This window comes from Pseudaeromonas pectinilytica (assembly GCF_054780855.1).
The window spans coordinates 1-25,845 of record NZ_BAAGVN010000333.1; the positions used below are offsets into that span (position 1 = coordinate 1).

Sequence of the window (25,845 nt, forward strand, 5' to 3'; positions counted from 1 at the left end):
TTCATAGTCACTATTTCTGGTCGTACAGGAGCGGTTTGTGGCTTTGAGTCCGAGGTGGTTTCAGTTCCCTCAGCGGCATGATCGGAGGTCGATAAGCTCCCTAACGTCTCGGCGCTAATTGCTTTTATGGTCGCCATTTCTGGTCGTAGATTAGCGGTTTGCAGTTTCGAGCTCAGACTGGTTTCGGTCTTTGCTTCGCCAGACGGAGCGCTCGGTCGTCCGTTGAGGGTAGTCAATTCGCTACTCGGGTTCACTGCGGATTGGCTTTGTTGGATGAACTGTAGCGTGGCTCGATTGAGGTGTTCCAGATTTTGCAGCGAGCGTTTATCGGGCTGGACCATGGTTAAGGATACTTGCTGCTGTTGCAACTGCGTGACCAAACTTTGCGGCATTTTCTCTGGCGCTAGCCGCAGTGCGATGGATTGCACCAACCATTGCATCAAAGCGCGCCCGGATGCAGAAGACTCTTGTAACGCGGGAGGAAGTTGCTGCAGCAGGGTCGAAAGCAACTGCGGTGACTGAGCCAGTTGCCGCAACAGGATCACCTCATTGCCGCGTTGGGCAAGGGGTTGTTTGAGCAGTGGATCGTTCGCCGAGAGCAGGGGCAACAGACGTTGCAGTAGTTGCTGCAACGGTTGATGAGTGCTGGCTGTTGCGGCCGCGTTGGTGGTCGTAGATGCCGACCCTGTGGCCTCCTGTGGCGCCTGAGAAGAGGTCTGGCTCTCGAGTAACTGGGTCAACTGGCGTAAGAGGGTTTGCTGCTTCTGTGCCATCAGATCCGGTAATTGCCCCTGCTGCTGACTGAGTTGTTGCAGGTATTGACGCACCAGTTGGTTGGGAACTTTAGTCTGTGCCGGAACTGGAATCGAGACCGACTCACTCGGTGTTGAGCTGCCATCGACATAGGATGGTGTCCTGGTTGGTTCGGTTTTGTTGAGCTTGAGGTCAGACACTATGACTTCCTTACACCCTTGATGGCTGCAGACGACCCATGGTAGGGGCGATGAGGGTCTATTCCCAGTTAATTTAGCCTGTTCTGTCGGCGGGAAGCAAAGCCTGGAGCCATGATTTGCGCTGCATGGCTGGAAGGGGTGATGCCTCCCCGGTGGTCAGGTTTTTTTATGTTTTTTTGTTTCTACGGATGAGCATGCTTCTTCAAGTGCAGGGTTCGGTCTTCACTTGAGCGCATTATGGATGCCGAAAGCCCTGCTCCACTCCGCTGGGTTCGTGAGGTATAATTTATCCCAATCATGAGCTGATTTGCTCACCACAAGAAGGATTTAAACCGCCATGATGTGCATGAGTCGTTATTTGCTGGCAGTTACTCTGGCGTGGCCTTTAGTCAGTACAGCGGTTGCTAACCCATCGAGTGCGTCAGGCCCGGGTGGTGCGATTGACCCCTATGAAACCTTGAACCGAGCGAGCTGGAAACTCAATTACGACTATCTGGATCGTTATGCCTTACGCCCCGTGGTTCATGGTTATGTGGCCTGGGTGCCGCTGCCGGTGCGCAATGGGGTGGGCAATTTCACCGAGAACGTCAACGAAGCCAACTATTTTGTGAATAACTTGCTGGTCGGGCGGGTTGAAGACTCGGGTGTCAGCGTGTTGCGTTTTGCACTGAATTCGACCGTAGGCTTACTGGGTTTTGTCGATGTGGCTCAGGATATGGGCATTGAGCGTCGCGCCATGAGCATGAGTACCGTGTTGGGCAAGGCCACGATGGAGCAGGGACCCTATTTTATGGTTCCGGTCTATGGCCCCACCACCATGCGCACGGCGATTGGTGATACGGTGGATGGCCTTTATTTTCCCTATGCCAGCATGGGCTGGGGGACCCGGATCGGCTTATGGGCGGTCGATGGCTTGAGCAAGCGTGCGCGAGTCGTCGATCAGGAGGCAGTATTGGATAACGCTCTGGATCCTTACCTCTCGGCCAAGGATTTTTACCTGCAATATGAAGAAGCCAAGGTGCAGGATGGGCGGCCTGCGGCTAGTCACTCCGCCACTGAACAAACGCAGGATGGTGCCGACGGCGATCTGGATCAGTATCTGGATGAGATTGACCAATAACTGGTGTTGATGGATGGAAGGCCCCGCATGTCGGGGCCTTTTCATTTCTACGGCCGTGAAACAAGGCTTGCAAATCGGTGCTGGCTTGGTAAGGTGTGGCTCATTGCTAGTGCGAAAATCAATTTGTGTCAATAAAACAAACCAAAGCTAATCGCGCTAATTGTGTAAATCTAAGTTTACAAGGTTGCTGCCATGCACAGAGATAGTCTGAATAACGTCCATATCCAATCCGAAAGAGTCCTGATCACGCCGGTTGAACTGAAGGAGCGCGTTCCTGTCTCGGCCGAGGCGCTCTCATTTATCGCGGACGCGCGTCAAACCATCGCCAATATCATTCAGCGCCGGGATCACCGCCTGCTGGTGATCTGTGGCCCGTGCTCGATTCATGATATGGATGCGGCCAAGGATTACGCGCTGCGTCTCAAAGAATTGCATGATCGTTATGCCGACAGCCTGTATATCGTCATGCGGGTGTATTTCGAAAAACCAAGAACCACGGTCGGTTGGAAGGGATTTATCAACGATCCGAATCTGGATGGCACCTTCGATATCGAGTTAGGTTTGCAGAAGGCGCGTGAGTTGCTGGCCTGGCTGGCTGAGTTGCGTCTGCCGTTGGCGACCGAGGCACTGGATCCTATCAGTCCGCAATATCTGGCTGATCTATTCTCCTGGTCCGCCATCGGCGCCCGGACGACCGAATCCCAGACCCATCGCGAGATGGCATCCGGCTTGTCGATGCCGGTCGGTTTCAAGAACGGTACCGATGGTAATCTGGACACCGCTATCAATGCTCTGAAATCTGCTGCGGCCTCTCATGCCTTTATGGGCATCAATCAGCAGGGCCAGGTCGCCTTGCTGCAGACCCAGGGTAATCCCGATGGTCATGTGATCCTGCGTGGTGGCAAACACCCGAATTATGACTCGGTCAATGTGGCTCTGGCTGAGCAAGCCATGGGCAAGGCGAAGCTCGCTTCCCGCCTGGTTGTGGACTGCAGTCATGGCAACTCCAGCAAGAATCATGAGTTGCAGCCGCTGGTAGCAAGCAACGTCATCCATCAGATCCAGGATGGGAACAGTTCCATCCTTGGCATCATGCTGGAGTCCAATATCGGCGCTGGCAGTCAGTCCAGCGAACAACCCAAGAGTCAGATGGCCTACGGCGTCTCGATCACCGACGCCTGTATTGACTGGGATACTACGGCAACCCTGCTGGCCAAGTGCCATGACGAGTTAGCCCAACCGTTGAAGGCTCGACTCCCGGCCTGATTGGACCGCATAATGAGCTCCGGTCATGACCGGAGCTTTTTTTTGGATGATGAAGCGATGAATGAAGAATTAAACGTTCTGAGGGATCAGATTGACGGGGTTGATCAGCAGCTGGTTGCCTTGTTGGCGCGGCGTCTGGCACTAGTTGCCGAGGTGGGTGAGGTCAAGAGTCGGCATGGGTTGCCGATTTATGCTCCGGATCGGGAAGCGGCCATGCTGGCCAAGCGTCGTGAAGAGGCGACGGCGAGCGGCGTTCCGGCTGATTTGATCGAAGATGTCTTGCGACGCGTCATGCGCGAATCCTATAGCAGTGAAAATGACTCCGGCTTCAAATGTGTGAATCCGGCATTGCGCTCCATCGTGGTCATCGGCGGTGCCGGTCAGTTAGGCCGCCTATTTGTGCACATGTTTCGTTTGTCCGGTTATCGTGTGGATGTGCTGGAGCGGGGGGACTGGGCTCAGGCTGACGAAATGTTGGCTGATGCGGGCATGGTGGTGGTGGCGGTGCCCATCGATACCACCTGCGAGGTGATCGATAAACTGGCGATGCTGCCGGCAGATTGTGTGCTGGTGGATTTGACCAGCGTCAAGAGTCAACCGTTGGCGCACATGCTAGCCGTGCATCAAGGTCCGGTTCTGGGGTTACACCCGATGTTTGGCCCGGATGTTTCGAGTCTGGCCAAGCAGGTGGTGGTCTATTGTTCCGGTCGCGACGAGGCTGCCTATCAGTGGTTGCTGGATCAGATGCGGATCTGGGGCGTGCGCCTGCACAGCGTCACCGCCGAAGAACATGATGAAGCCATGAGCCTGATCCAGGCGTTGCGGCACTTCACCAGCTTTGTGTATGGCGTGCATCTGAGTGAAGAGCAGGCGGATCTGAAACGGTTGCTGGCTTTGAGCTCACCCATCTATCGTCTGGAGCTGGCGATGGTCGGGCGCTTGTTCGCGCAGGATCCGGCGTTGTATGCCGATATCATTCTCTCCTCGCCCCGTAATGTGCAGATGATCCGTCGTTACCATCAGCGCATGGGAGAAGCGATTAACATGCTCGAAGCGGCGGATCGCGACGGTTTTATCCAGACCTTCCACCGGGCAGCAGAGTTTTTTGGTGATTATGCCGGGCAATTTCTGCGCGAAAGCAAGATGTTGCTGGCTCAGGCCCATGATAGTCGGCATCACGAATCCCTGTAGTCCGCTGGCCTCATCGCCCACCCGTACAATAAGAAGGCGGCCCGAGGGCCGCCTTCTTATTGTTGGTCACCCAGGGTGCTGGTTGGCCACTAGTCTGCTGCGGGGAGCAGATAATCGGGCAGGGTGGTGGGACGAACATCTTCACTGGGGTAGCAACCCAGAACCTTGAGTGCACGGACAATGCCATTGAGCTCTTTCAGCGCCGCTTGCATCGCGCTTGAATTCAGATTGGCGGCGACGTCGATATAAAACATCTCTTCCCAGGGATTTCCCTGGATGGGTCGCGACTCCAGTTTGGTCATATTGATGCGGTGGCTGCGCAAGACCAACAGGGCTTCGACCAGCGAACCGGCTTTCTGAGCGGTGGAGAGGATCAGAGTTGTTTTGGCCGGGATCTGCGGTGCTACTTCAATCGCCTTGCGTGCAACCACGATAAAGCGGGTGATGTTGTCTTGTTGATTGGCCAGGTGGCTGGCGATAGGCTCCAGACCGAAGAGTTCACCGCCGGCGGCACTGCCCAATGCGGCGGCGTGTGGGCTGGCCTCTGCCTGGACTTTCGCCATGGCGGCCGACGACGAGTCACAATACTCCAGGTGGACCTGACTCATCTGTGCATGCAGGTAATTGGAACACTGCTGGATCGGCTGCGGATGGGCATAGATGGTGGTGATCTGCTCTGGCGTGGTGGCAACGGCGGTAAGCAGGCAATGTTCGATCGGTAAGGTCAGTTCCCCGACGATCGACAAGCTGGTGTGCTGCATCAGATCATAGACTTCATTGATGCTACCCGAGCTGGTGTTTTCGATGGGTAATACCCCGTATTGCACCCGGCCGGACTCGACTTCGTCAATCACCTGTTGAAAGTTGCTGCAGCTGGTTTCCAGTACTTGATCCGTATGCCGACTTAGATACTTACGGGCCGCTAGGCTGGAATAGGAGCCTCGAGGACCGAGGAAGGCAATACTGGTCAGAGTCCCTTGCTGTTCGGCATTGAGTTGTTCCTGAATATAAGCCTGCTGGCTCAGTACTGAGTCTTCGATGATCAGATGATAGATTTGGCTGATGTAGTGGGGCGACAGCCCTTGGGGACGCCCCTCCTGGATCAACCGCTCCAGCAGCTCCTGTTCTCGGATCTGATCCCGGATCGGGCGACGATCCGCTTGCTTGCTGCGTGCGACATCGATGCTCAACTGCTTTCTGCGGGCCAAAAGACGCAATAAATCGCCATCCAGGGCGGTAATTTCGTCACGGATGGTTTCCAGTGTGGCCATGTGTTACTCCCTTAAGCGTATGGATCCGGGCCTGGCAAAATATCCTGTTGGTCACGGTCGGATATTGTTGCGCTGAAGCTGCGCGTTGCATATTACCAGCTCCAGGCGGCTGACGGATGCAAAAAAAAACCTCCCGAAGGGGAGGCTTGGTACTGTTCGTGCGTCTGGATCCGAGTACGACAGCGCCTCCTGCTCAAGTCAGAGCGAAGCAAAAGAAGCAACCGAAAGTAAATCGTACACACAACAGCATGATGTTTATTCCTGTAACCAGATGGGTATAGCAATACGTGAATTGCCAGTGGCTTGCAAGCCTGTTGTCGTGGTTGGAGGCGGGACCATAGAATTCGGGCGCCTGTGTGGCGCCCGGTTACCATGGGATGACATTAAAGTGGGAGGACATTAAAGCGCGGGTGTCAGCTCTCCTGCTCGACACTGTTCTTTTCCGGAGCGGGCACTGCGGTGGGCTGCCGGCTTGCTGGAGTGGCGAGTGAGCTGGCGTTCCAATTTTTGACCGAGCAGCGTCACCGCCGCATACAGATCCTCATGCTCGGCTTGAGCGAACAATTGACCATTGGGGATACCGATTTTGGCTTCGATGATGAATGCAAGGCCCTCTTTGGTAATGATGACTTGGGGGGTGATCAGAGGCACCTGCAGGCGCTCCAGTTTGGCAAAGCGTGATTCAATGCGTTCCCGAATGGCCGGGGTGACGTCGATGGCTTTGCTGGTAATGTCGATAATCATGGTGAACCCCCTTGGTTCTTGTTCTTATCTCGTAGCCAGATTACTCATTTCATGGACTACAAAAGTGTGATTTCCGTCACCTAAGTATGGTCTAATTACCAGGTCTGATGAGTTCTGTGATCCTGAGGCTGTAATGCATAAAAAAGGCTTGTTTCTGGCATAGTGCACAGGCAATATTTTGCCAACTTAAATACAGGCCCTCGCCGTCAGCCTCCAATTTTGCTTTCGTCAGCCCCTATCAACCCTGCTTTTTTATTCAAAGGTTTTACGTGAGTCTGCATTCTGGATATGAGTTGACACAGTTCCTTGATTTGGTCGCTGACGATGTCCCTGAGTTTTCCCTGCCTTCTTATCTGGAAACGTTCTCGAGCTCTCCTGATGCCCCGGTTCAGCCGTTTGTTGACTCACGGATGATGGGGGCGGATGTATCGTTACCCTCCGGCCATGTGCGTGAATTGTGGTTTTTCTATCGCCAACTCTGCTTGCTGGCACAAAAAATGGTGGAGGCGAATCACGTCAGCCTCTGGTTATCGTCCCCTGAACATACGGATCTAGTTTGTACTCATGTGCTGGGTGGCTCAGGGCAGATGGGGCGCGTGCTGACACCTGCCGATCAAACCGAGCTTCATGAGTTACTGGTGGATGGTTTGGCGGCCATTTCTGCCTCTGGGCAGCCGTTGCTGTGGCAACGTTTGGGCGCTAGTGAACAACAGGGCACCTTACTGGTAGCGAGAATTGGTGGTTCGGGAGCCTGGCAAGGGATCTTGTGCTGTCATCGCCAGGAAAGTGGTGATTCGCAGTTACTGCGTTTTGCGCCTGTGTTGCGTCAGTTGGCGCAGTTGGCCGCTCGGAGCCTGGAATCCCTGGCGCAAAATCATGACGAGCAGTTGTTGTTATTGCGCCAGCAGCAGCTGGATCGCATCAGCTATGCCTTATCCTCCAAAACCGGTCGTGCGTTCTTTGATGAATTGGTGCGCCAGCTCCAGGGGGTATTACATGCCAGCAGTGCCTGGCTGGCAGAGCTGGAGTCGCCACCGCTGACCCAGTGGGTCCGCGTCGTGGTCAGCGCCGGTGTGCCGGCGGTGGAGAATTTTGTCCGTTATCCCCTGGCAGAGACCAGCTGTGCCCAGCTCTATCTACATCCGGAGCTGCACCATTTCTCGACCCTCCAGAGCCAGTTACCCATCGCTTTGCCCATGGTGGATGGTTATTGGGCTTTGCCTTTGCGGGATAATAAACATCAGGTGATTGGTCATCTGGCGTTAACTTTCAACAAAGAACGTTTTCCCGACATCCTGACGCTGGCAGCCTTACAGCAATTGATTGCTCACCGGGCCTCTGCCGAGCTCGAGCGCTTGCGCTCCGAGGCCGAGTTACGACTCTCCGCCGTGGCCTTCGAGACCAATGAGGGGATCATCATTACTGATCCGGACTTCATGGTGTTGCGCGTCAACCATGCCTTCTGCCACATCACCGGCCACAGCATGCATTACGTGCTGGGCAAGCGACTGGGCCTCCAGCTTTGGCCTTGGGAAATTGCCGGTCCATTCCAGTTTGATAGTGACGGCCGCTGGCAAGGTGAGGTGAATCGCCAGCATGCCACCGGACGCCATTATCCGCAGTGGGAAACCTGGTCGCCGGTGCGTGATGAGTGGGGCACTATCAGCCACTATGTGATCTGTTTTGAGGATATGTCGGAACGCAAAGCGGCTGCCCAGCAAATCCAGAATCTGGCGTATTACGATGATCTGACCGGCTTGCCGAATCGACGTTATTTGATGGAGCAGGTTGAGCGCAGCTTCCTGAGTGCGCGGCAGAAGGATATGGTCGGTGCTCTGTTGTTTATCGACCTGGATCATTTCAAAACCATCAATGACTCTCTCGGTCACGCCACGGGCGATTGGCTGTTACAGCAGGCTTCCACACGTCTGAATCAGTTGCTGCGACAAAATGATCTTCTGGTCCGGCTGGGGGGGGATGAGTTCGTGTTGCTGCTGCCGGTCTTGTCCGCCAATCCGGCACAAGCCGAGATCCAGGCGACCATGGTGGCTGAACAGGTGATCGAGCAGATTTCTCTACCCTACGATTTTCGGGGGCAGAGTCTGCATATCGGCGCCAGTGTCGGCATCAGTCTCTTCCCGACCCGTGAACAGACGCCCGCAGATCTGCTGAAGCAGGCGGATACCGCCATGTATCAGGCCAAATCGGCCGGCCGCCGGATGACGCGGCTGTTTGATTCGGAGATGCAACGCCAGGCCGATCGACGACTGTTGATCCATAATCAGCTCCGGTATGCGCTGAAAAATAATGAATTACTGCTGCACTTCCAACCTCAGCACATGGTGGGAACGGGAGAACTGATTGGTGCCGAGACCCTGGTTCGCTGGCAGCCAGCGGGACGCTCCATGGTGTCGCCCGCCGAGTTTATACCGATCGCCGAAGAAACGGATCTGATCATCGATATCGGCCAATGGGTATTGCTCGAGGCCTGCCATCAGTTTGTGCGTTGGCATGAGGATGGACTGCATCTGCCGCAACTATCGGTCAATGTCAGCGCCAAACAATTTCACCATGCTCACTTTGTCGATCAGGTGCATGAGGTGCTGGCAGAAACCGGGATGGAGCCTTCGGCACTGAACCTGGAAATCACCGAGTCGGTGGTGTTGGGCAATACAGAAGACACGATCAGCAAAATGAGCGAGCTCAAGCAGCTCGGGATCTCGTTTTCCATCGATGATTTTGGCACCGGTTACTCTTCGTTGGGCTACCTGAAACGTCTGCCGGTCGACGAGTTAAAGATTGATCGCTCCTTCATTCAGGATATCCCTCACGACACCAGCAATATGGCGATTGTCGAGGCGGTGATGGCAATGGCGTCCCATCTGAACTTCAACGTGACGGCCGAAGGCGTTGAAACCCGGCAACAACTGGAGTTTTTGAAGAAGCAAGGTTGTACCTTCTTTCAGGGCTTTTTAGCCAGTAAACCCCTGCCAGCCGATGTACTTGCCCGATACATACAGCGTTACAAGCCATAACGACCGGTGACAGCTACCAGTCGGCTCATCTGGTACTCGAGAGGCTACATCCACCGATGGCTCTGGTATACTCATGCCAACGTTTATGTGCCGTATTTCAGGAAACCACTCTTTTGACCCTTCGTTTTTTCCCTACGCTGATCCTGCTGAGTGTCATCCTGTCTGCTCTGTTTGTTGGCTCGACACAGGCGTTGACGCTGGAGCAAAGCCGATATCAGCAGGCGGTTGCAGCCATTCGGGCCCAGCGGTCCGCTGAGGCTCACGCCTTACGCGCCCAGCTCGGTGATTATCCACTGGCGCTGTATATCGATTACTACGATCTGCTGCTGCGACCCGACTCTTCGCGTCTCGACGAGGTGATGCGCTTCGTGCGACAAGATAATCAAGGATTGCTGGCTGGCCGATTAAAAGCGCGGTATCTGCGATTGCTTGCGGATGAACAAAAATGGACCGCCTACCTGCAGTTAGCCAATGGTGAGCCCAGAAGTCTGGGCTTACGGTGCCAGTATTACCTGGCTCGCTGGGCGACGGGGGAGCCGGAGGTTGCCTATCAGTTTGCCGATGATATCTGGATGCACAGCGAATCCAGGCCTGGTGAGTGTTCCGCCCTGTTTACCCAGTGGAAATTGGCCGGTCATATGACCGCGGAAAAAGTCTGGCAACGGATGATGCTGGTGTTTCCGGGGCGCAGCAGTGGCTCTATGCTCGAGTATCTGAGCGGTGAGCTCGAGGGTTCAACCCGGCAGGCGGATGGTCAGCGTTTGCTGGCACTTTATAATCAGCCACAACAATTATTGACGCTGCTCCCAGCGCGACAAGGCGGGGATGCCGCGGCCATGGCAACGTTGACATTACAACGGTTGGCGCGGCAAGAGCCTCGCGATGCGCGCACGTTGTTTGCCCGTGCCAAATCGGCTTATGGGCTAAACACCGAGCAGACGCTGGCGGTCGAGGGCAGCATTGCTCGCCAGTTTTTGCTGGATAAGAGTGGTCCGGAGCGAGACTGGGTCGATCGGGTATTGCGACGTCAACATGATCCGGCCCTGATCGAGCTGCGTTTGCGGCAAGCGGTATGGGAAGCTGATTGGCGCGGGGTCAAGATCTGGGTGCAACGTATTCCCGGGACTGCGCGTAGCGATGTCCGTTGGACCTATTGGCTGGCGCGTGCCGAGGAGGCTCTGGGCAAAAAACAGCATGCCCAGGCGCTCTACCGGCAAGCTAGCTTCGAACGTAGTTACTATGGCTTTCTGGCCGCGGATCGGGTCGGAGCCAAGATGCCTTTTAACGCGGCGCCTCTGACTCCGGCACTGAGTTTATCCCAAGCGGCCCAGCGCTGGAGCGCCGTGGCCCGAGTGCGAGAGTTATTGGCTCTGAACGAGCATGATCAGGCGCGTTCCGAGTGGATTTTCCTGATGGATTCCGTCTCGCATACCGAGAAGCTACAGCTGGGAAGCATGGCGTTGGATGCTGAATGGTATGATTTGGCGGTACTCTCCAGCATCCGGGCCAAGGCCTGGGATACGCTGGATCTGCGCTTCCCGATGCCGATGAGCCAGGTGTTTTCCCGCTTTGCCAAGTTGCAGGGCGTCGATATGAGCCTGCTCTATGCGTTGGCGCGTCAGGAGAGTGCCCTCTATCACAGAGCCCAATCACCGGTGGGTGCCAGTGGTCTGATGCAGCTCATGCCGGCCACCGCGGCGCATATGGCCAAGAAACTTGGCGTTGCGTTCGGCGGCAAGCAGCAACTGATCGATCCGGAGGTGAATATTCGTCTGGGCAGTGCTTATATCAAGGAGCTACTGGATAATTACGGTGGTAACCGGGTGCTGGCTGCTGCTGCGTACAATGCGGGTCCCGGCCGAGTGCGGCAATGGCGACGACTCAGTGCTGGGAAGAGCATGGACGTCTGGGTCGAGAACATTCCGTATAAAGAAACCCGGAATTATGTGCAGAACGTTCTGGTATTTAATGCCATCTATCAACAGAAGCTGCAGCATGGGGCGCGTTTTTTAACTGACAAAGAGCGCACAATGAGATACTAAAAACACTATTTTCTGGGAAATAGTGTGCAAAAATGTTAAACATATCAATGTGCTGCGCTGAGATTTCTGTGGCTGACAACGGCTAGACAGCGCGCCGAGTTCATTGTTTTCATCTGAGGGGATTGGGCATGTCCACGATCAAAGACGTTTCACGGTTGGCAAATGTGTCTATATCGACCGTATCTCGGGTCATTAATAACACAGCCCAGGTGGCACCTGAAAAGCGTGAAGCCGTGTTGAGTGCAATGAAGGAGCTGAATTTCCGTCCGAACAGCTTTGCTCAGGCTCTGGTGAGCAAACGCTCCAACTGTATCGGAGTGCTGGTTGGCGATCTCTGTGGCGGCCCTTTCTTTGCGCAGATGATGCTGGGTATCGAGCGCATCATTGATAAAGCGAACAAATTTACCATCGTTATGTCCGGTAACCACGATGAGCAGCGTGAACGGCACGCTATCGAGGCTCTGCTGCAGCGGCAGTGTGATGCCCTGATTCTACATTCCAAGGCATTGTCCGATGAGGAGTTGTTGGAGTTAGCCCATGGGCCAACGCCCGTGGTATTCGTCAATCGCCAGGTTCCGGGTGCAGAAGATCGCTGCGTCTGGCTGGATAACCGCGAAGGAACCCTGTGCGCGGTGCGCCATCTGACCAGTCAGGGTCACAAGGAAATCGCCTTTATCACCACCGACGATATGGACTTTACCGATGCCAACTTGCGTTTTGAAGGCTATAAGCAGGGCCTAGAAGAGGCGGGCATCGAGTTTAACGAACAGCTCGTGGTATCCGCTTTCCCTGATGAGGTGGGTGGATATGTCGCCGCCGAGGAGCTGTTGCTGCGTAAGGTGCCGTTTACCGCATTTGTCGGTTTCAACGATGCGATGGCAGCGGGCGGCATCTCGTGCCTGATGGAACATGATATCGCCGTGCCGCAGACTGTTTCTGTGGTGGGTTTTGATGATATTCCATATATTCGTTTTATCCGGCCGAAGCTGACCACAGTGAAGTATCCGATTGAAGCAATTGGCGAACAAGCGGCTGAACTGGCGGTACGCATGCTGGATAACAAGCCGGTCGAGGGTATTCGTTTGAAGTTCGTGCCCGAGATGGTGATTCGCGATTCTGTTTTGCCACGCTAAATCACCTGTAGAAGGGGAGGAAACTCCCCTTTTTCTGTATTGTCGTTGAAACCGTTTGCAGAAATCCCTTTCAAAGGTGATCTGGTTCAATTTTTTGTGTCGTCAAAGTCGGTAGTATCTATTCCAGTCTGGTTTCACTTCACTAATTCCCGCTGTGGGAAATAGCTGGTTTAAGATCCAGATATTTCCTTCGTTACTTTTAGCGGCCATCATAGATGGCCGTTTTTTTTTGAGTCGTTGCGATGAACAGGATCAGTATCATTGGTTTGGGATGGTTGGGATTACCGTTGGCGCAGGCGCTGCAAGCGCGAGGGTTTGCGGTGGCCGGTAGTTGTACGACGCCAGAAAAAAGCCAGCAGTTAAGCGCTGCTGGCATCCGTGCGACGTGCTGGAACGGAGACTCCGGGGAGCCTGTGCCCGAGACTCTTTGTGCCGAGACTATGATACTGACGTTGCCACCCAGTCGCTGTCAGGATTACCTCGGGCTGTTGCAACGGCTGCTGGGGCAATTTGCCGAAGCTGGTTGTCAGCGGTTGATCCTGATCAGTTCAACCTCGGTATACGGTGCGGCTGCCGCAGGGCATGAGGGGGAAGAACCCTGCCCCGATTCCGCTCGGGGCGAGCGTATGCTGCACGCCGAACAGTTGGTTCGTGCCTCGGGTATCCCGCAGTGGGCGATCCTGCGTCCGGCAGGCTTGTTTGGCCCGGGACGTCATCCCGGGCGCTTTCTGAGCGGTAAAGCCACGGATGACGGCCGTGCGCCGGTGAATCTGGTGCATCTGGTGGATGTAGTCGGCATCCTGCTCCTTCTCGTGCAGCAACAGCGTTGGGGCGAGGTGTTCAATGCCTGCGCGCCAGGTCATCCATCCCGCCGTGAGTTTTACCGCCAAGCCTGCGCGTGTCTGGAGATCCCCCCTCCACTTTTTGGTGGTGGAGCCGCAGTGGGCAAGCAAATCGATGGGAGCAAAGTCGAGCGGGTGTTAGGCTACAGCTACCAGATCCCGGATCCACTTGCCTGGTTGTCACAGCAGCCGGATGTTTGAAGAGAAAGTCCATGTCTTGTGTTCGTTATGGTTTAACGCTTGCTGGTGCCTTGTTGCTTACCGCGTGCCTGGAGATCCCGAGCGACGAGGTCATTTATAGCAACGCGGGTGAGCAACTCATTGATCGCTGCAGCCATGTTCCTGCCCGCCAGGGGTTTCCTGGTGGCTTGCCGGCCTCTTTTAACGTCTTGGTGTGGAACATCTACAAGTTGCAGGCGAAGGAGTGGGCTCCGGAGCTGACCAAGTGGGGGGCGGGCAAGGACTTGTTGTTACTGCAGGAGGCGACCGATGCACCGGAGCTGGCGAGCTGGTTTGCCTCTGGCCACTGGAATTGGCAGCAAGTCGCCGCGTTCCGGTTTGAGCAGCGAACCGCCGGGGTATTGAATGCGGCACAAGATCCTGCTGTTTACAGTTGCTCCTGGCGATTACCGGAGCCATCAAGCCGGATCCCGAAATCCGCACTGATGTCACTCTATCCGTTACAGGGTAGCCGTTACCCCTTGATGGTGGTCAACGTGCACGCTATCAATTTCGAACTTGGGATGGCGGCTTACAAGAAGCAACTGGAGCAAATCGGCAAGTTAACCCGCAAGTATCAGGGACCTGTGTTGATCGCCGGAGACTTCAATACCTGGAATAGTAAACGTCTGGCGTTGTTGCAGCAGATCATGGTGCGTAACAAATTGCAGCCTGTGAGGTTCGGGCAGGATGAGCGTATGCGGGTTGGCTCTCTGCCGCTGGATCATGCCTTTACCCGGGGGTTGACGGTCGCAGCGGCGAGCAGTCAGCGTAGCACCGGCTCGGATCACAACCCGATCAGCCTGGAATTGCATTATCCCTGAGTGGGTTCGCTTGCTGCTGGAAACAAAAACGCCTCACAGTGGAGGCGTTTGCATCTATTCACCGACTGCAACTGTGATTACAGGCTTTCGGTGAAAGTCCGGGTGATGACATCCCGTTGTTGTTCCGGCGTCAGAGCATTGAAGCGCACGGCATAACCGGACACTCGGATGGTCAATTGCGGATACTTTTCCGGATTGGCAACGGCGTCTTCCAGAGTTTCACGACGCAACACGTTGACGTTCAGGTGCTGACCACCTTCCACCACCGGATCCAGCTTGACTGGAATTTCGCGGTACTCGATTTGTCCCAGTGTGGCGACGGCCACAGTCTGATCTTCGGTGAATTCCCCCTTGGCACACAGGCAACGGGCCTCTTGCTTGCTGTCGTCCAGCAGCCAGAATGAATTCAGCAGAGTGTCGTTCGCTGCTTTGGTGATTTGGATACCCTTAACCATGTTTGTTTCCTCTCTATGATTCGGGTCTGTCCACCACTGTCTGCAGACTGACCCTGGTTTTGGAGTGCCTCCTCGGGGGAGGAACTGCTCGATTGCTTAATGATGTATTATGACTACTACATTAGTAAATTTACGACTTATGTTCAAGTGTTCAAACCATGCTTTATCTAGGTCTATTACCTGCTTTTGTTGATATAAATCAATAAAACATGATCTTGTGGCTTCACTTGTTGTTGGCCAATAAAATAAACGTTACTGGATTGTTTTCGTAATGTTGTAAGTCTACTACAAAATGAAGCTTTCTATCTCTCGTCTTGCTCTAAGTCATGGGCTAAATTAAGCTCTGTGCTTTGATTTCACTGGTGATTTTAATCTTATGGCATGCTGGTCCGACGTAATAGGTGCAGAAAAAGAGCAAGCGTACTTCAAGCAGACCCTGGCCTTCGTCCGCCAGGAGCGCGAATCCGGCAAGCTGATCTATCCGCCAGCCAGTGATGTCTTCAACGCCTTCAAATATACCGAGTTCGATACGGTGCGCGTGGTGATGCTCGGCCAGGATCCCTACCATGGCCCGAATCAGGCACATGGCCTCTGCTTTTCCGTATTACCCGGTGTCGCGACACCGCCTTCCCTGGTCAATATCTACAAGGAGCTGGCTCGGGATATTCCGGGGTTCCGTATTCCGTCCCATGGCCACCTGGTCAGTTGGGCTGAGCAAGGCATATTGCTGCTCAATACCGTATTGACGGTGGAGGCGGGTAAGGCGCATTCCCATGCCAAACTCGGTTGGGAGCAGTTTACCGATCGGGTGATTGCGGCCCTCAACGCCGAGCGCAGCGGCATTGTGTTTTTGCTGTGGGGCGCTCATGCCCAGAAAAAAGGGCAATTCATCGATCGCCAGCGTCACCATGTGCTGACGGCTCCGCACCCCAGTCCGTTGTCGGCGCACCGGGGCTTTCTCGGCTGCGGTCATTTTTCTACCACCAATCAACTGCTTCAGGCGCAGGGCATCAAGCCAATCGACTGGCAGTTACCATGAAAGTCGTGATGTAGCACGGCAAAGTGCCGGTTTCTTGCTCGATGGGCGTCACAGAGTCGTTATACTGACAATTCGGGCCAGCTCTGCCGGAAAAGGAATGTGCACTATGTTGAGTGAACTACATCGCGAACATATCAATATTGCCAAACTGCTGGACTTGCTGCGCCAGCAGTTGTTTGCCATCCGCAGCGAGAAGGAAGTGCGCTATCGCCTGCTTCGGGACATCCTCAGCTATCTGAGCGAGGTCTCTGACCAATGCCATCACCCGCAGGAAGACCTGATCTACGACTACTACCTCAAGTATCGGTGTCAGGATGACCAAATCACCGACCGCCTGAAGCATGAGCATGAACTGGTGGTCGTGGCGGGCAAAGAGCTGACGGAACTGGTGGAGATGATCCTGATGGATGCCGTGATCCCGCTGGATCAGCTGACCGCGAAGCTGGAATCTTTCATCGTGCTGCAACAGCGGCACATGGATTTTGAAGAGGGTGAGGTCTTTCCGGAGCTGCGTGCCAAGCTGACCGAGGATGATTGGCGGCATCTGGAGCAGAATTGGCGCTACAAGACCGCCGATGATCCGCTGTTCGGGCGCGAGGTGGCCGAGCGTTATCGGGATATTTCCGGCAGCCTCGGGCTGTGAATCGCCTCTGGATATGAAAACGGGCTGCCTTCAGGTAGCCCGTTTTTTTGCGGTAACACGTCAGTATGTGATTAGAAATTCAGTTCGCTGGCGCCTTCGTAGGCCAGATCAATGGACTCTAACTCCTTCTGCAAACGGTATTTTTCCTTCAGCGCTTCAATCTCCCGCCACTTGCGTTTTTTGGCGGCATTGCGTGCGCTACGTGTTTCGCTGTCAACAACGACCAGATCATCGACTTCCAGATTGAACCTTTCCATGGTCTCTCCTTTACCGCAGTAGTCATCGTATTTGGATATATCACACCCGAACTGAAAATAAAATCATTCTGTGACGACTTGATGACAATCTGCTAACGCCATCAAATGCAATAAAAAGGCCTCTAACGAGGCCTTAATGGGTGGTGAAATAACGTACCTGCTTGGGTCTTTAGCCCAGGTGTTGTTGCAGCAGGGTTTCCAACTTCTCCTGATCGATGGCGAAGTTGCGGATGCCCTCGGCCAGCTTCTCGGTGGCCATGGCATCCTGGTTCTGCTGCCAGCGAAACTCCGCTTCACTCAAGGGCTGCGGCCGCGCTTGTCCGGTCTCCCGGGGTTGCAGACGGCGGGGCAGTTCACCCTCGCGACGGGATAACTCCTCCAGCAGGGCCGGGCTGATGGTCAGTCGATCACAACCGGCCAGGGCGAGAATTTCACCGACATTGCGGAAGCTGGCACCCATCACCACGGTCGGGTAGTCATGGCGCTTGTAGTAATCGTAAATGGTGCTGACCGATAACACGCCCGGATCGGTATCGGCGGTGTAGTCAGTCTGCGGGTTATGTGCCTTGTACCAATCCAGAATGCGGCCGACGAAGGGGGAGATGAGATAGACACCGGCTTCGGCACAGGCGCGGGCCTGGGCGAAGCTGAACAGTAGGGTCAGATTACACTGGATGCCTTCGCGCTCCAGCACCTCCGCCGCCCGGATCCCCTCCCAGGTCGCTGCCAGCTTGATCAGGATGCGGTCGTTGGCAATACCGGCTTCGTTATACAGGCGGATCAGCTTGCGGGCCTTGTCGATGCTGGCCTGGGTATCAAAGGAGAGACGGGCATCCACTTCGGTGGAGATGCGTCCCGGAACCAGGTTGAGGATTTCGCAGCCCAGACTGACGGCCAACTTGTCGGCTGCTTCCTTGAGTTGTTGTTGCGGATCCGGGGTTTGAGTCCGCGCCCAGTTCACCGCGGCCGTCAACAAGGCAGCATATTGCGGCATTTCGGCGGCCTTGAGCAGCAAGGAGGGGTTGGTGGTGGCATCTTGCGGCTGATAGCGTCGAATGGCCTCAATATCGCCGGTATCTGCAACAATCGTGGTCAGACGCTTGAGTTGTTCTAATTGGTTTTCCATGGCGGCGGTTCTCGGTAAGGCTACAGACAAACGTGCAGTGCACATCCGCTCGCGCTTTGAGATGGGGCGGCGGATTTCCTGAACCAGTAAACGAGGGATGAGCGCTGAGTGCAAGTCCAGATCATCAAAGCTTGCAGGAAAGCGATTTTATCGCCGCTGGTCGAGCCAGTGCACCGTTGCGCTATCGTTTGCGCGATGAGCGCACCTAGGGGTTGAGCCAGAGGCTCTGTCCATCGGCTTTGCCGTAGTACTAAGCCTCTAACAAAAAGCCGCTAACAAAAGCGGCTTAGTGGTGTTTGCTATCGCTGTGTGCTGTTTTCAGCCTGCCAGCTCTTTTTTGTCGAAGTAACGGCTCAGGAATAACGCCACATAACCGAGTCCGGCGGCCCAGAGCAGGAACCAGAACCAGCGAAAGAAGGTGAAGGTCGAAGCATCCGGCGTGTCGACCACATCGATATGGGTGACATTCGGGAATTGCGACAGCATGTTGATGCGCCAGCCGTAGGAGGTGATCCGCGCCAGCTTCTTCTCGAACTCCAGCGTCTTGGCCTTGGCTTGCACATCGGCTGAGTCAAATTTGAAATAGAACGGAAAGCTCCAGCGGGTATCTTCGTTGCGGAACACCCGCACCTTCTCACCATCCTGAGCAGTGTAGATGTAATAGACATCCATGGTCGGACCGTCGGCCGGATTTTCCTTGCCGATGGGGCCATCCTTATCGACCCGTTTGACCTCGACGCCTGTGATGGTGGCGATGCTCTTCTCTGGCAGGTAAAAATCCAGCCACAGACCGGAAACCAGAGTGATCAGGCCGAGAGCGCCAAAGGTAATTTTTTTCAGGTTTGAGCTCATGATGACTCCTGTTGAGCAGATCCGCGCCAGATAGGCTTGATAGTAGCGTCAGATGAGGCAGCCGTCAGCTCTCTTCTGCGGTTGTGTGGCAAGGCGCGGCTCTGGCGCTGATTAGTCGCCGTATTGGCTTTCCATCCAGGCTTCGAGGATCAGGAGTGCCGAGATGCCATCCACCATGCCTTTTTCCAGGGCGCGATAGCCACCGCGTTCGAATAACCGGGCGCGGGCATCCGTGGTGGTCAGCCGCTCATCTTGCAGATCCACCACCACACCGAAGCGGCCATGTATCCGGTTGGCAAACTTGCGCGCCCGTTGGGTGAGGGGCTGTTCGGTACCATCCATATTCAGTGGCAGGCCGACTACCACCCGATCCGGCTGCCACTCCTGCAGCAACTTGTCGATCTCTTCCCAGTTAGGCACGCCATCGTTGGCCTTGAGGGCGCGCAGTGGCTGGGCGGAGCCGGTGATCTCCTGGCCGATGGCGACGCCTATGCTGCGGGTGCCGAAATCAAATCCCAGCAGGGTGCGTTGTCCTGGCTGTTTCATGGCCGATCCTTGTTCATGGGCTAGGCGTGTCCGGCTTGCGGCGCGACGCGCCAGATATCGATGCCCATGGCATGGGTAGCCGCCAGCCACTTATCTTGCCAGGGGGTGTTAAACAGTAGCTCTGTGGTGGCCGGCAGAGTCAGCCAGCTGTTATCGAGCAGCTCTTGCTCCAGCTGGCCGGCTTCCCAACCGGCATAGCCGAGGGCAACCAGGAACTGTTCCGGTGCATTCCCGGTGGCCAGCTCCTTGAGAATATCCAGCGAGGTGGTAATCATCAGATCGTCGGTCAGTTGCAATGAACTGTGTAGGCCTAAGCGCGGGGTATGCAACACGAATCCCCGATCGGTATTCACAGGGCCACCGGCCAACACCGGCTGGTGTGACAGCTCTAAATTAACATCCTCGATCTTCATCTGGGTCAGCAAGTGGTGTAAATCCATATCCAGCGGCACCGTCAGGGTCAGCCCCATGGCACCCTTGGCGTTATGCTCGCAGACGTAGATCACCGAACGGGCGAAGAAGTTATCCTCCATGGTCGGCATGGCAATCAGAAGATGGTTTTGTAGATAACTCATCCGGTAGCTTTTCTCCAATTCTGGCGTGCGGGGCCGGGTCGGGCCCCGCAAACGATCCGGTGGTGACAGGGTCTGTCACCACAGTGTGTTCGACCTGTTACCCGGCTGCCGCTTCCAGACGCCGCTCGATGGCATCCATCAAGAGGCCTGTGATGCTGACCGGGAATACCGCTTCGATCTCGCGAATACAGGTCGGGCTGGTGACGTTAATTTCGGTCAACCGGTCGCCGATAATATCCAGGCCGACAAAGATCAGCCCTTTTTCCTTGAGCTTGGGACCGACGGCGCGGGCAATGGCCCAGTCGCTGTCCGTCAGCGGGCGCGGCTCACCGCGGCCACCGGCGGCCAGGTTGCCACGGGTTTCCCCTTGGGCCGGGATCCGCGCCAGGCAGTAGGGCACCGGCTCGCCATCGATGACCAGTACCCGCTTGTCGCCGTCCTTGATCGCCGGCAGATAGGTTTGTGCCATACAAAACCGGCTGCCGTGTTCGGTCAGGGTTTCGATGATGACACCGACATTGGGATCATCGGCCTTCAAGCGGAAGATCGAGGCGCCGCCCATGCCATCCAGGGGCTTGAGGATCACATCCTGATGCAACTGGTGGAAGGCGCGCAGCTTGGCGGATGAACGGGTGACCAGCGTGGTCGGCGTGTGTTCGGCAAACCAGGCGGTGAAGAGTTTTTCATTGGCATCGCGCAAGCTTTGCGGCTTGTTGACGATGAGCACGCCCTGCTCTTCGGCGCGCTCGAGCATGTAGGTGGCGTAGATAAATTCGGTATCGAACGGTGGATCCTTGCGCATCAATATCACATCCAGCTCGGCCAGCGGCTGGTCCAGCTGTTCGCCGAACTCGAACCAGCTCTCGCTGTTATCCCAGACGCTCAGGGTGCGCATGGTGGCAAAGGCTTCGCCCTGCTCCATATAGAGGTCATCCATTTCCATGTAATAGAGCTCGTAACCCCGGCGTTGTGCCTCCAGCAACATGGCAAAGCTGGAGTCTTTCTTGATTTTGATGGACTGAATCGGGTCCATCACTATGCCCAGTTTAATGGCCATTGCTTAAGTATCCTTATGCCAGATCGCCGAAGCGACATTGTAATGCGGTGATGGCCGTCAGGCCGGCGGTTTCAGTGCGCAACACCCGGGGTCCCAGCAGCATATCGGCAAAGCCGTGCTCGCGGGCCAGCTCGATTTCCGCCGACGAGAGGCCGCCTTCCGGGCCAATCAGCAGCCGGATGCCATGGCTGGGCTCGGGCAGGGTATTGATGCTGTAGGGCGCGCGCGGGTGCAGATTGAGCTTGAGCTCGGCGGTCGGCTCGGCCAGCCAGGCCGCCAGCTCCATGGCCGGACGTATCTCGGGGATGCGGTTACGGCCACACTGCTCGCAGGCGCTGATGGCAATCTTCTGCCACTGTTCGAGTTTCTTGTCCAGTCGCTCGCCGCCGAGTTTGACCCCGCAGCGCTCGGAAAACAGCGGCGTGATGACGGCAACGCCGAGCTCGACCGATTTCTGGATGGTGAATTCCATCTTGTCGCCGCGGCTGATCACCTGGCCAAAATGGATGGCCAGTGGTGACTCCACCTCGACCGGATCCAGCTCGCCCAGTTGTACCTGGACCTGCTTCTTACCGACCGCCTGAATAGTGGCCGGATACTGGCCGCCCCGGCCATCGAACAGCACCAGCTCTTGCCCGGCCTGCATGCGCAACACGCGGCCGATATGGTTGGCGCCATCCTCACTCAGATCCAGTAATGCATGACTGGAGAGGGGACCTGGCTCATAAATTCGTGGCACTCGCATCAGTGACACTGCTCCTCGACAAAGGGGTTGTGGTTGCCTTGCGCCCGGGCGATCAGGGCATCGCGCTGACATTCCCAGGGGGTGACCGGATAACTGCGGTCCCAGGCGGTAAAGAGTCTGAGCTGTTGCTCGGCAATGCGCAGCTTATACTGCTGCGCCATATAAAGGTAGGTGCGGGCGATGGCGCCCCGGCTGCGAACTGGCGGTTGTACCCGTTTACCGGCAAAGTCCACCACCATGCTGCACTGGCCATATTGACTCGGCTTGGCGCCCCATTCGGAGTAGCGGAAGTTGGCGCGATCGCCATTCACCTCGCCGATGGCGGGGACCAGATTGTGCATATCGCCCTCCATCAGGGCGAACACCTCATCGTTGGCGACGCAATTCTTGCGCCCGCCCTGTTGCCAGCACTGACGCTGGTGGCCAAATTCCCAGGCCGGCACTATGTGCTCCCACTCGATGCGGCTGGCGCGGGCGGCCTGCTTGCGCGGCTCATAGCCACAGCTGTCCCACTCCGGCGTCATCTTCTTGCCCTGATAAAGGATGGTACAGCCGCAATAGAAGCTGGGCTGCTCCGGGTTGGCCTTGTAAATCTGCAGCAAGGCTTTTTTGGCTTCGACAAAGGTCTTCGGCTCGCCCTCGGCGGCGGCTGCCGGGATCGCGATCAGCATCGACAACAGGGCAAGAGTGGATAAAACGCGAATTGGATGACGGCGTGGCATGGGATCTCTCGGCGGACAACGACAACCGGCGTACCTGTCAGCGCTGACAGGTCGCCACGGAGGGCTAAGAATACCATCCGCCGGGGAGAAGAAAAGGGCTGCGCGGTTGACGCCTGTGCCACAGCGGCTAGACTCGGACACTCATTCATGCGTAGCCAGCAAGGCAAGGAGTCGCAATGTCCTATCGTTCCGTCATCGGTCTGGGTGTGGCCGGAAATTTCGCAGGTCATCTGGAGCAAGCTGGCGAGGCCCGTGATTTTGTCGCGGTCAAGGTCAAGGAGGCCATAGCGCCGAAGGCCATTTTCCCTTTCTATCTTCCCGAGGGTGCCGGTGGCTTTCTGGCGACCTACCCGCTGAGCCATGAGGCGATCCGTTTCCCGCAAGGGGCGGACAATCTGCAGATCGAGCCGGAAGTGGGGCTGTTGTGTGATATCGACTACCGCGATGGCCGGGTGGTCGGCCTGACGCCGCGCGCCTTTGGCGCCTATAACGACTGCTCCATCCGCAAGGAAGGGGCGCGCAAAATTTCGGAGAAGAAGAACTGGGGCGTCGCCAGCAAGGGCATAGCCGCCGCGTTGCTGCCGCTGGATCATCTACAGCCGGGCGGTGTGCTGGATGGCTACCGCATCGCCAGTTTCCTGCTGCGCGACGGCCAGTGCCACGCCTATGGCGTTGACAGTGCCGTGGTGGATTACAGCTATTTTCACCAGACTCTGCTCGACTGGATCATCGAGAAGATGAACGAGCAGGCCGATGAGGGCCCGGCCGAAGATATCGCCGCCCTGCTCAAGGCCAGTGGCTATCCGGCCCAGGCGCTGATTTCGATTGGTGCGACCCGCTATACCCCGTTTGGCGAGAGCCATTTCCTGCGGGTTGGCGATCACAGCGTGGTTGTGCTCTATCCGGCGGATCGCTACGATGCCGCGACCATAGCCCAGCGTGTGGTAAGCGGAGCGTTGCAGGGCGAAGGGCTCTCGGTGCTGGTGCAACAGGTGATCTGAGCCTCTCGACGGTAACCGACAGCCAACAATAAGGCCGGGATTTCTCGGCCTTATTGTTGGCTCTGTGCCAGTTCGGTGTCGCGCTGGCGTCTGTGCGAGCCGCAGACACGTCGTGAACCCATCCCTGGGGACTCGATGGTGGCATCCCTGCCACCAACGGTCTGCTTTTCGCCCAGACGCCATCCCTCTTGATTCCCAACCGCTAACTGGGAGTTAGCCTTTATGTTGTGGCGGCTACTCGGTGGGCGGCAGCGGAGGCGTGCTGTGCTCCGGTGCCGAGTTGAGCAGCTCGGTGCTATCACTCTGGATCAGGCTGAGGTAGCGCTCGTAATGACGCAATACATCGGCGCTGATCTCGTCCCGGGTCAGATACTGGATGTCATATCCGGCGCGGCCATCGGCAAAGAAGGTCATCGCCTCATAGAGCCGCAGGTTCTGATCGCCGCTGTGAGCCGCCGCCAGCGGATTGAAGGCCGGTAACGGTCTGGACTCCAGACGCACGCCGTAATAGAAGTCCCGGCGACCCTGCTGGGGGATCACCAGCGCACACTGCTGGGCATCGGCCTGTTCAATCCGGCTGTTCAAGCCCCGCTCGTTGAGCTCGCCGCTGACACTGTGCAGTGCCGGTAATGCCGTGTGCTCCAGGAAGTTCAGCGCCTCGCGCGGGCCGGTATGCCGCACCAGGCGATCCAGCCGGGTGCGCCAGTGTTTGCCATTCCAGAAGTCGGAGGCGGGCGAGAGGCGGCGGGTCGAATGAGCCTTATCGGCCTGCAATCCCCGACACAGGCTGTAGCACAGCAATAACATGATGCCGGTGAAGGGCAATGCCGCGATCAGGGTCATGGATTGCAGGGCCGCCAATCCTCCGGTTGCCATCAGGATGCTCGCCGTCAGCCCCAGCAACAGGGCCCAGAATAGCCGCTGCCAGACCGGTGAGCGTTCGTGGCCCAGGGTGGCGATATTGTCGATGACGAAGGCCCCGGAGTCGGCGGAGGTGATAAAGAAGATGGTGATCAGCAGTACCGCCAGGGCCGAGGTGAGATCCGAGCCCGGCAGCAGGTCAAAAAAGTTAAATAGCAGGGCATCCACATTTCTGGCGGTTGCTGCCAGCTCGGCGTGGCCGCCTTGCAGCGTCATCCAGATGGCGCTGTTGCCAAACACCGTCATCCACAGCAGGTTGAAGGCGGTGGGAACGAACAGCACGCCGAGGATAAATTCGCGCAGGGTACGCCCGCGGGAGATACGGGCGATAAACAGGCCGACAAACGGCGACCAGGAGATCCACCAGGCCCAGTAGAGCAGAGTCCAGTTCCCAAACCAGCCCTGTTGATTGGGTTCGGAGTAGGTAAAGGTGCGGAAGGTGAGCTCGGTCAGTTGCGACACATAGTTGCCGATGTTTTCCGACAGCGCCCCCAGGATAAATTCGGTCGGGCCGGCGAACAGCACGAACAGCAGCAGGGTGACGGCCAGCAGCAGGTTGAGCTCGGAGAGGCGGCGCACCCCCTTGTCCAGACCGGAGACGGCCGAGATCCCGGCCAGTGCGATGACACCCCCAATCAGCCCGAAGCGGAACAGATCGCCCGAGGTATCCAGGCCGGTCAAACGGGTGATCCCGGCCGAGAGTTGCAGCACGCCATAGCCTAAGGTGGTGGCGATGCCGAAGATGGTGCCGACCAGGGCAAACACATCCACGGCATGGCCAATCGGCCCATGAATGCGATCCTTGAAGATGGGATAGAGACCGGAGCGGATGGTCAGCGGCAGGTTATAGCGAAAGCCGAAGTAGGCCAGTACCAGACCGACGATGGCGTAGATGGCCCAGGCGTGGAATCCCCAGTGGAAGAAGGTGGTGACCATGGCCTCTCGGGCGGCCTCCGGCGTCGAGGCGGCGGCCTGGGGCGGCGCCAGAAAATGCATCATCGGCTCGCCAACGCCAAAATACATCAAGCCGATGCCCATACCGGCGGCGAACAGCATCGCCAGCCAGGAGGTAAAGCTGAACTCGGGGCGGGCATCATCGGGGCCGAGGCGGATCTTGCCGTAATCGCTGATGGCTAATACCAGCAGCAGGATCAGAAACAGGCCAACTGCCAACACATAGAACCGTAAGCGCCCTTGAATCGGCATCTGTTTTTCCCAAAATCAGCTCGTCACACTTGAAATCCATTACCTCTTCGTTGGATTTTC

The 25,845-nt window shown here is 56.4% G+C and carries 24 protein-coding genes; 11 read left to right on the top strand and 13 right to left on the bottom strand.

What is annotated here, in order from left to right; genetic code table 11:
• The coding region (locus tag ACYVG7_RS14955; RefSeq protein ID WP_460883893.1) for a hypothetical protein at positions 1-953 on the bottom strand (953 nt) is incomplete at its 3' end.
• 346 nt (positions 954-1,299) lie between these two features.
• Between ACYVG7_RS14955 and ACYVG7_RS14960 the strand changes: the two genes are divergently transcribed.
• The 3 genes from ACYVG7_RS14960 to tyrA all read left to right on the top strand — a co-directional run bounded on the left by ACYVG7_RS14960 (position 1,300) and on the right by tyrA (position 4,530).
• Positions 1,300-2,073 carry an MlaA family lipoprotein gene (locus ACYVG7_RS14960; RefSeq protein ID WP_460883894.1) on the top strand — a complete coding sequence of 258 codons (774 nt, stop codon included), beginning with the start codon at positions 1,300-1,302 and terminating at the stop codon, positions 2,071-2,073.
• A gap of 192 nt (positions 2,074-2,265) precedes the next feature.
• A complete protein-coding gene (locus ACYVG7_RS14965) occupies positions 2,266-3,339 on the top strand; it encodes a 3-deoxy-7-phosphoheptulonate synthase (protein ID WP_460883895.1) in 1,074 nt (357 codons plus the stop codon).
• Positions 3,340-3,396: 57 nt separating this feature from the next.
• Positions 3,397-4,530 carry a bifunctional chorismate mutase/prephenate dehydrogenase gene (gene tyrA, locus ACYVG7_RS14970; protein WP_460883896.1) on the top strand — a complete coding sequence of 378 codons (1,134 nt, stop codon included), beginning with the start codon at positions 3,397-3,399 and terminating at the stop codon, positions 4,528-4,530.
• A gap of 89 nt (positions 4,531-4,619) precedes the next feature.
• Here the strand turns inward: tyrA and pheA are convergent, their stop codons facing one another.
• Together pheA and hpf are read right to left on the bottom strand one after the other, a co-directional pair.
• Positions 4,620-5,801, bottom strand: coding sequence for a prephenate dehydratase (pheA, locus tag ACYVG7_RS14975; RefSeq protein ID WP_460883897.1), 1,182 nt, complete (start codon positions 5,799-5,801; stop codon positions 4,620-4,622).
• Positions 5,802-6,200: 399 nt separating this feature from the next.
• Positions 6,201-6,545 carry a ribosome hibernation-promoting factor, HPF/YfiA family gene (hpf, locus tag ACYVG7_RS14980; RefSeq protein WP_460883898.1) on the bottom strand — a complete coding sequence of 115 codons (345 nt, stop codon included), beginning with the start codon at positions 6,543-6,545 and terminating at the stop codon, positions 6,201-6,203.
• A gap of 293 nt (positions 6,546-6,838) precedes the next feature.
• Here hpf and ACYVG7_RS14985 point away from each other — a divergent pair, with 293 nt between their 5' ends.
• The 5 genes from ACYVG7_RS14985 (at position 6,839) to ACYVG7_RS15005 (ending at position 14,640) form a co-directional block, all read left to right on the top strand.
• Complete coding sequence (locus tag ACYVG7_RS14985) at positions 6,839-9,580, top strand: putative bifunctional diguanylate cyclase/phosphodiesterase (protein WP_460883899.1); 2,742 nt, start codon at positions 6,839-6,841, stop codon at positions 9,578-9,580.
• Positions 9,581-9,693: 113 nt separating this feature from the next.
• Positions 9,694-11,622, top strand: a complete 1,929-nt coding sequence (locus ACYVG7_RS14990) for a transglycosylase SLT domain-containing protein (protein ID WP_460883900.1) — start codon at positions 9,694-9,696, stop codon at positions 11,620-11,622.
• A 128-nt stretch (positions 11,623-11,750) separates the two neighbouring features.
• The gene (locus tag ACYVG7_RS14995) at positions 11,751-12,755 is read left to right on the top strand and encodes a LacI family DNA-binding transcriptional regulator (protein WP_460883901.1); all 1,005 of its coding nucleotides are present in this window, start codon (positions 11,751-11,753) and stop codon (positions 12,753-12,755) included.
• Between the two features lie 242 nt (positions 12,756-12,997).
• Complete coding sequence (locus tag ACYVG7_RS15000; RefSeq protein WP_460883902.1) at positions 12,998-13,798, top strand: NAD-dependent epimerase/dehydratase family protein; 801 nt, start codon at positions 12,998-13,000, stop codon at positions 13,796-13,798.
• A gap of 11 nt (positions 13,799-13,809) precedes the next feature.
• On the top strand, positions 13,810-14,640 hold the full coding sequence (locus ACYVG7_RS15005; RefSeq protein WP_460883903.1) for an endonuclease/exonuclease/phosphatase family protein: 831 nt from the start codon (positions 13,810-13,812) through the stop codon (positions 14,638-14,640).
• A 77-nt stretch (positions 14,641-14,717) separates the two neighbouring features.
• Here the strand turns inward: ACYVG7_RS15005 and grcA are convergent, their stop codons facing one another.
• Positions 14,718-15,095 (bottom strand): autonomous glycyl radical cofactor GrcA, encoded by a 378-nt coding sequence (grcA, locus tag ACYVG7_RS15010; protein WP_460883904.1) that lies wholly within the window; start codon positions 15,093-15,095, stop codon positions 14,718-14,720.
• A gap of 376 nt (positions 15,096-15,471) precedes the next feature.
• Between grcA and ung the strand changes: the two genes are divergently transcribed.
• Positions 15,472-16,134: a uracil-DNA glycosylase gene (ung, locus tag ACYVG7_RS15015; protein WP_460883905.1), complete on the top strand. Its 663-nt coding sequence runs from the start codon at positions 15,472-15,474 to the stop codon at positions 16,132-16,134.
• Between the two features lie 106 nt (positions 16,135-16,240).
• Entirely contained in the window at positions 16,241-16,777 is a 537-nt protein-coding gene (locus ACYVG7_RS15020) for a hemerythrin domain-containing protein (RefSeq protein WP_460883906.1), read from the top strand.
• A gap of 71 nt (positions 16,778-16,848) precedes the next feature.
• Here the strand turns inward: ACYVG7_RS15020 and ACYVG7_RS15025 are convergent, their stop codons facing one another.
• From ACYVG7_RS15025 to ACYVG7_RS15060, 8 genes are all read right to left on the bottom strand, one after another.
• Complete coding sequence (locus tag ACYVG7_RS15025; RefSeq protein WP_460883907.1) at positions 16,849-17,034, bottom strand: DUF3545 family protein; 186 nt, start codon at positions 17,032-17,034, stop codon at positions 16,849-16,851.
• A gap of 169 nt (positions 17,035-17,203) precedes the next feature.
• Entirely contained in the window at positions 17,204-18,160 is a 957-nt protein-coding gene (gene tal, locus ACYVG7_RS15030; protein ID WP_460883908.1) for a transaldolase, read from the bottom strand.
• Positions 18,161-18,478: 318 nt separating this feature from the next.
• A complete protein-coding gene (locus ACYVG7_RS15035; RefSeq protein ID WP_460883909.1) occupies positions 18,479-19,012 on the bottom strand; it encodes a DUF1523 family protein in 534 nt (177 codons plus the stop codon).
• Positions 19,013-19,123: 111 nt separating this feature from the next.
• Entirely contained in the window at positions 19,124-19,558 is a 435-nt protein-coding gene (ruvX, locus tag ACYVG7_RS15040; protein WP_460883910.1) for a Holliday junction resolvase RuvX, read from the bottom strand.
• A 20-nt stretch (positions 19,559-19,578) separates the two neighbouring features.
• Positions 19,579-20,133, bottom strand: a complete 555-nt coding sequence (locus ACYVG7_RS15045) for a YqgE/AlgH family protein (protein WP_460883911.1) — start codon at positions 20,131-20,133, stop codon at positions 19,579-19,581.
• Positions 20,134-20,230: 97 nt separating this feature from the next.
• Positions 20,231-21,190, bottom strand: coding sequence for a glutathione synthase (gene gshB / locus ACYVG7_RS15050; RefSeq protein WP_460883912.1), 960 nt, complete (start codon positions 21,188-21,190; stop codon positions 20,231-20,233).
• A 13-nt stretch (positions 21,191-21,203) separates the two neighbouring features.
• Positions 21,204-21,935, bottom strand: coding sequence for a 16S rRNA (uracil(1498)-N(3))-methyltransferase (rsmE, locus tag ACYVG7_RS15055; RefSeq protein ID WP_460883913.1), 732 nt, complete (start codon positions 21,933-21,935; stop codon positions 21,204-21,206).
• Positions 21,935-22,639, bottom strand: coding sequence for an endonuclease (locus ACYVG7_RS15060; RefSeq protein ID WP_460883916.1), 705 nt, complete (start codon positions 22,637-22,639; stop codon positions 21,935-21,937). Before ACYVG7_RS15060 ends, rsmE begins: the two co-directional genes overlap by 1 nt.
• A gap of 194 nt (positions 22,640-22,833) precedes the next feature.
• Here ACYVG7_RS15060 and ACYVG7_RS15065 point away from each other — a divergent pair, with 194 nt between their 5' ends.
• Positions 22,834-23,658, top strand: coding sequence for a DUF5718 family protein (locus ACYVG7_RS15065; protein ID WP_460883914.1), 825 nt, complete (start codon positions 22,834-22,836; stop codon positions 23,656-23,658).
• A gap of 234 nt (positions 23,659-23,892) precedes the next feature.
• Here ACYVG7_RS15065 and ACYVG7_RS15070 read toward each other — a convergent pair whose 3' ends face one another.
• Positions 23,893-25,785 carry a BCCT family transporter gene (locus tag ACYVG7_RS15070; RefSeq protein ID WP_460883915.1) on the bottom strand — a complete coding sequence of 631 codons (1,893 nt, stop codon included), beginning with the start codon at positions 25,783-25,785 and terminating at the stop codon, positions 23,893-23,895.
• Positions 25,786-25,845: the final 60 nt, after the last annotated feature.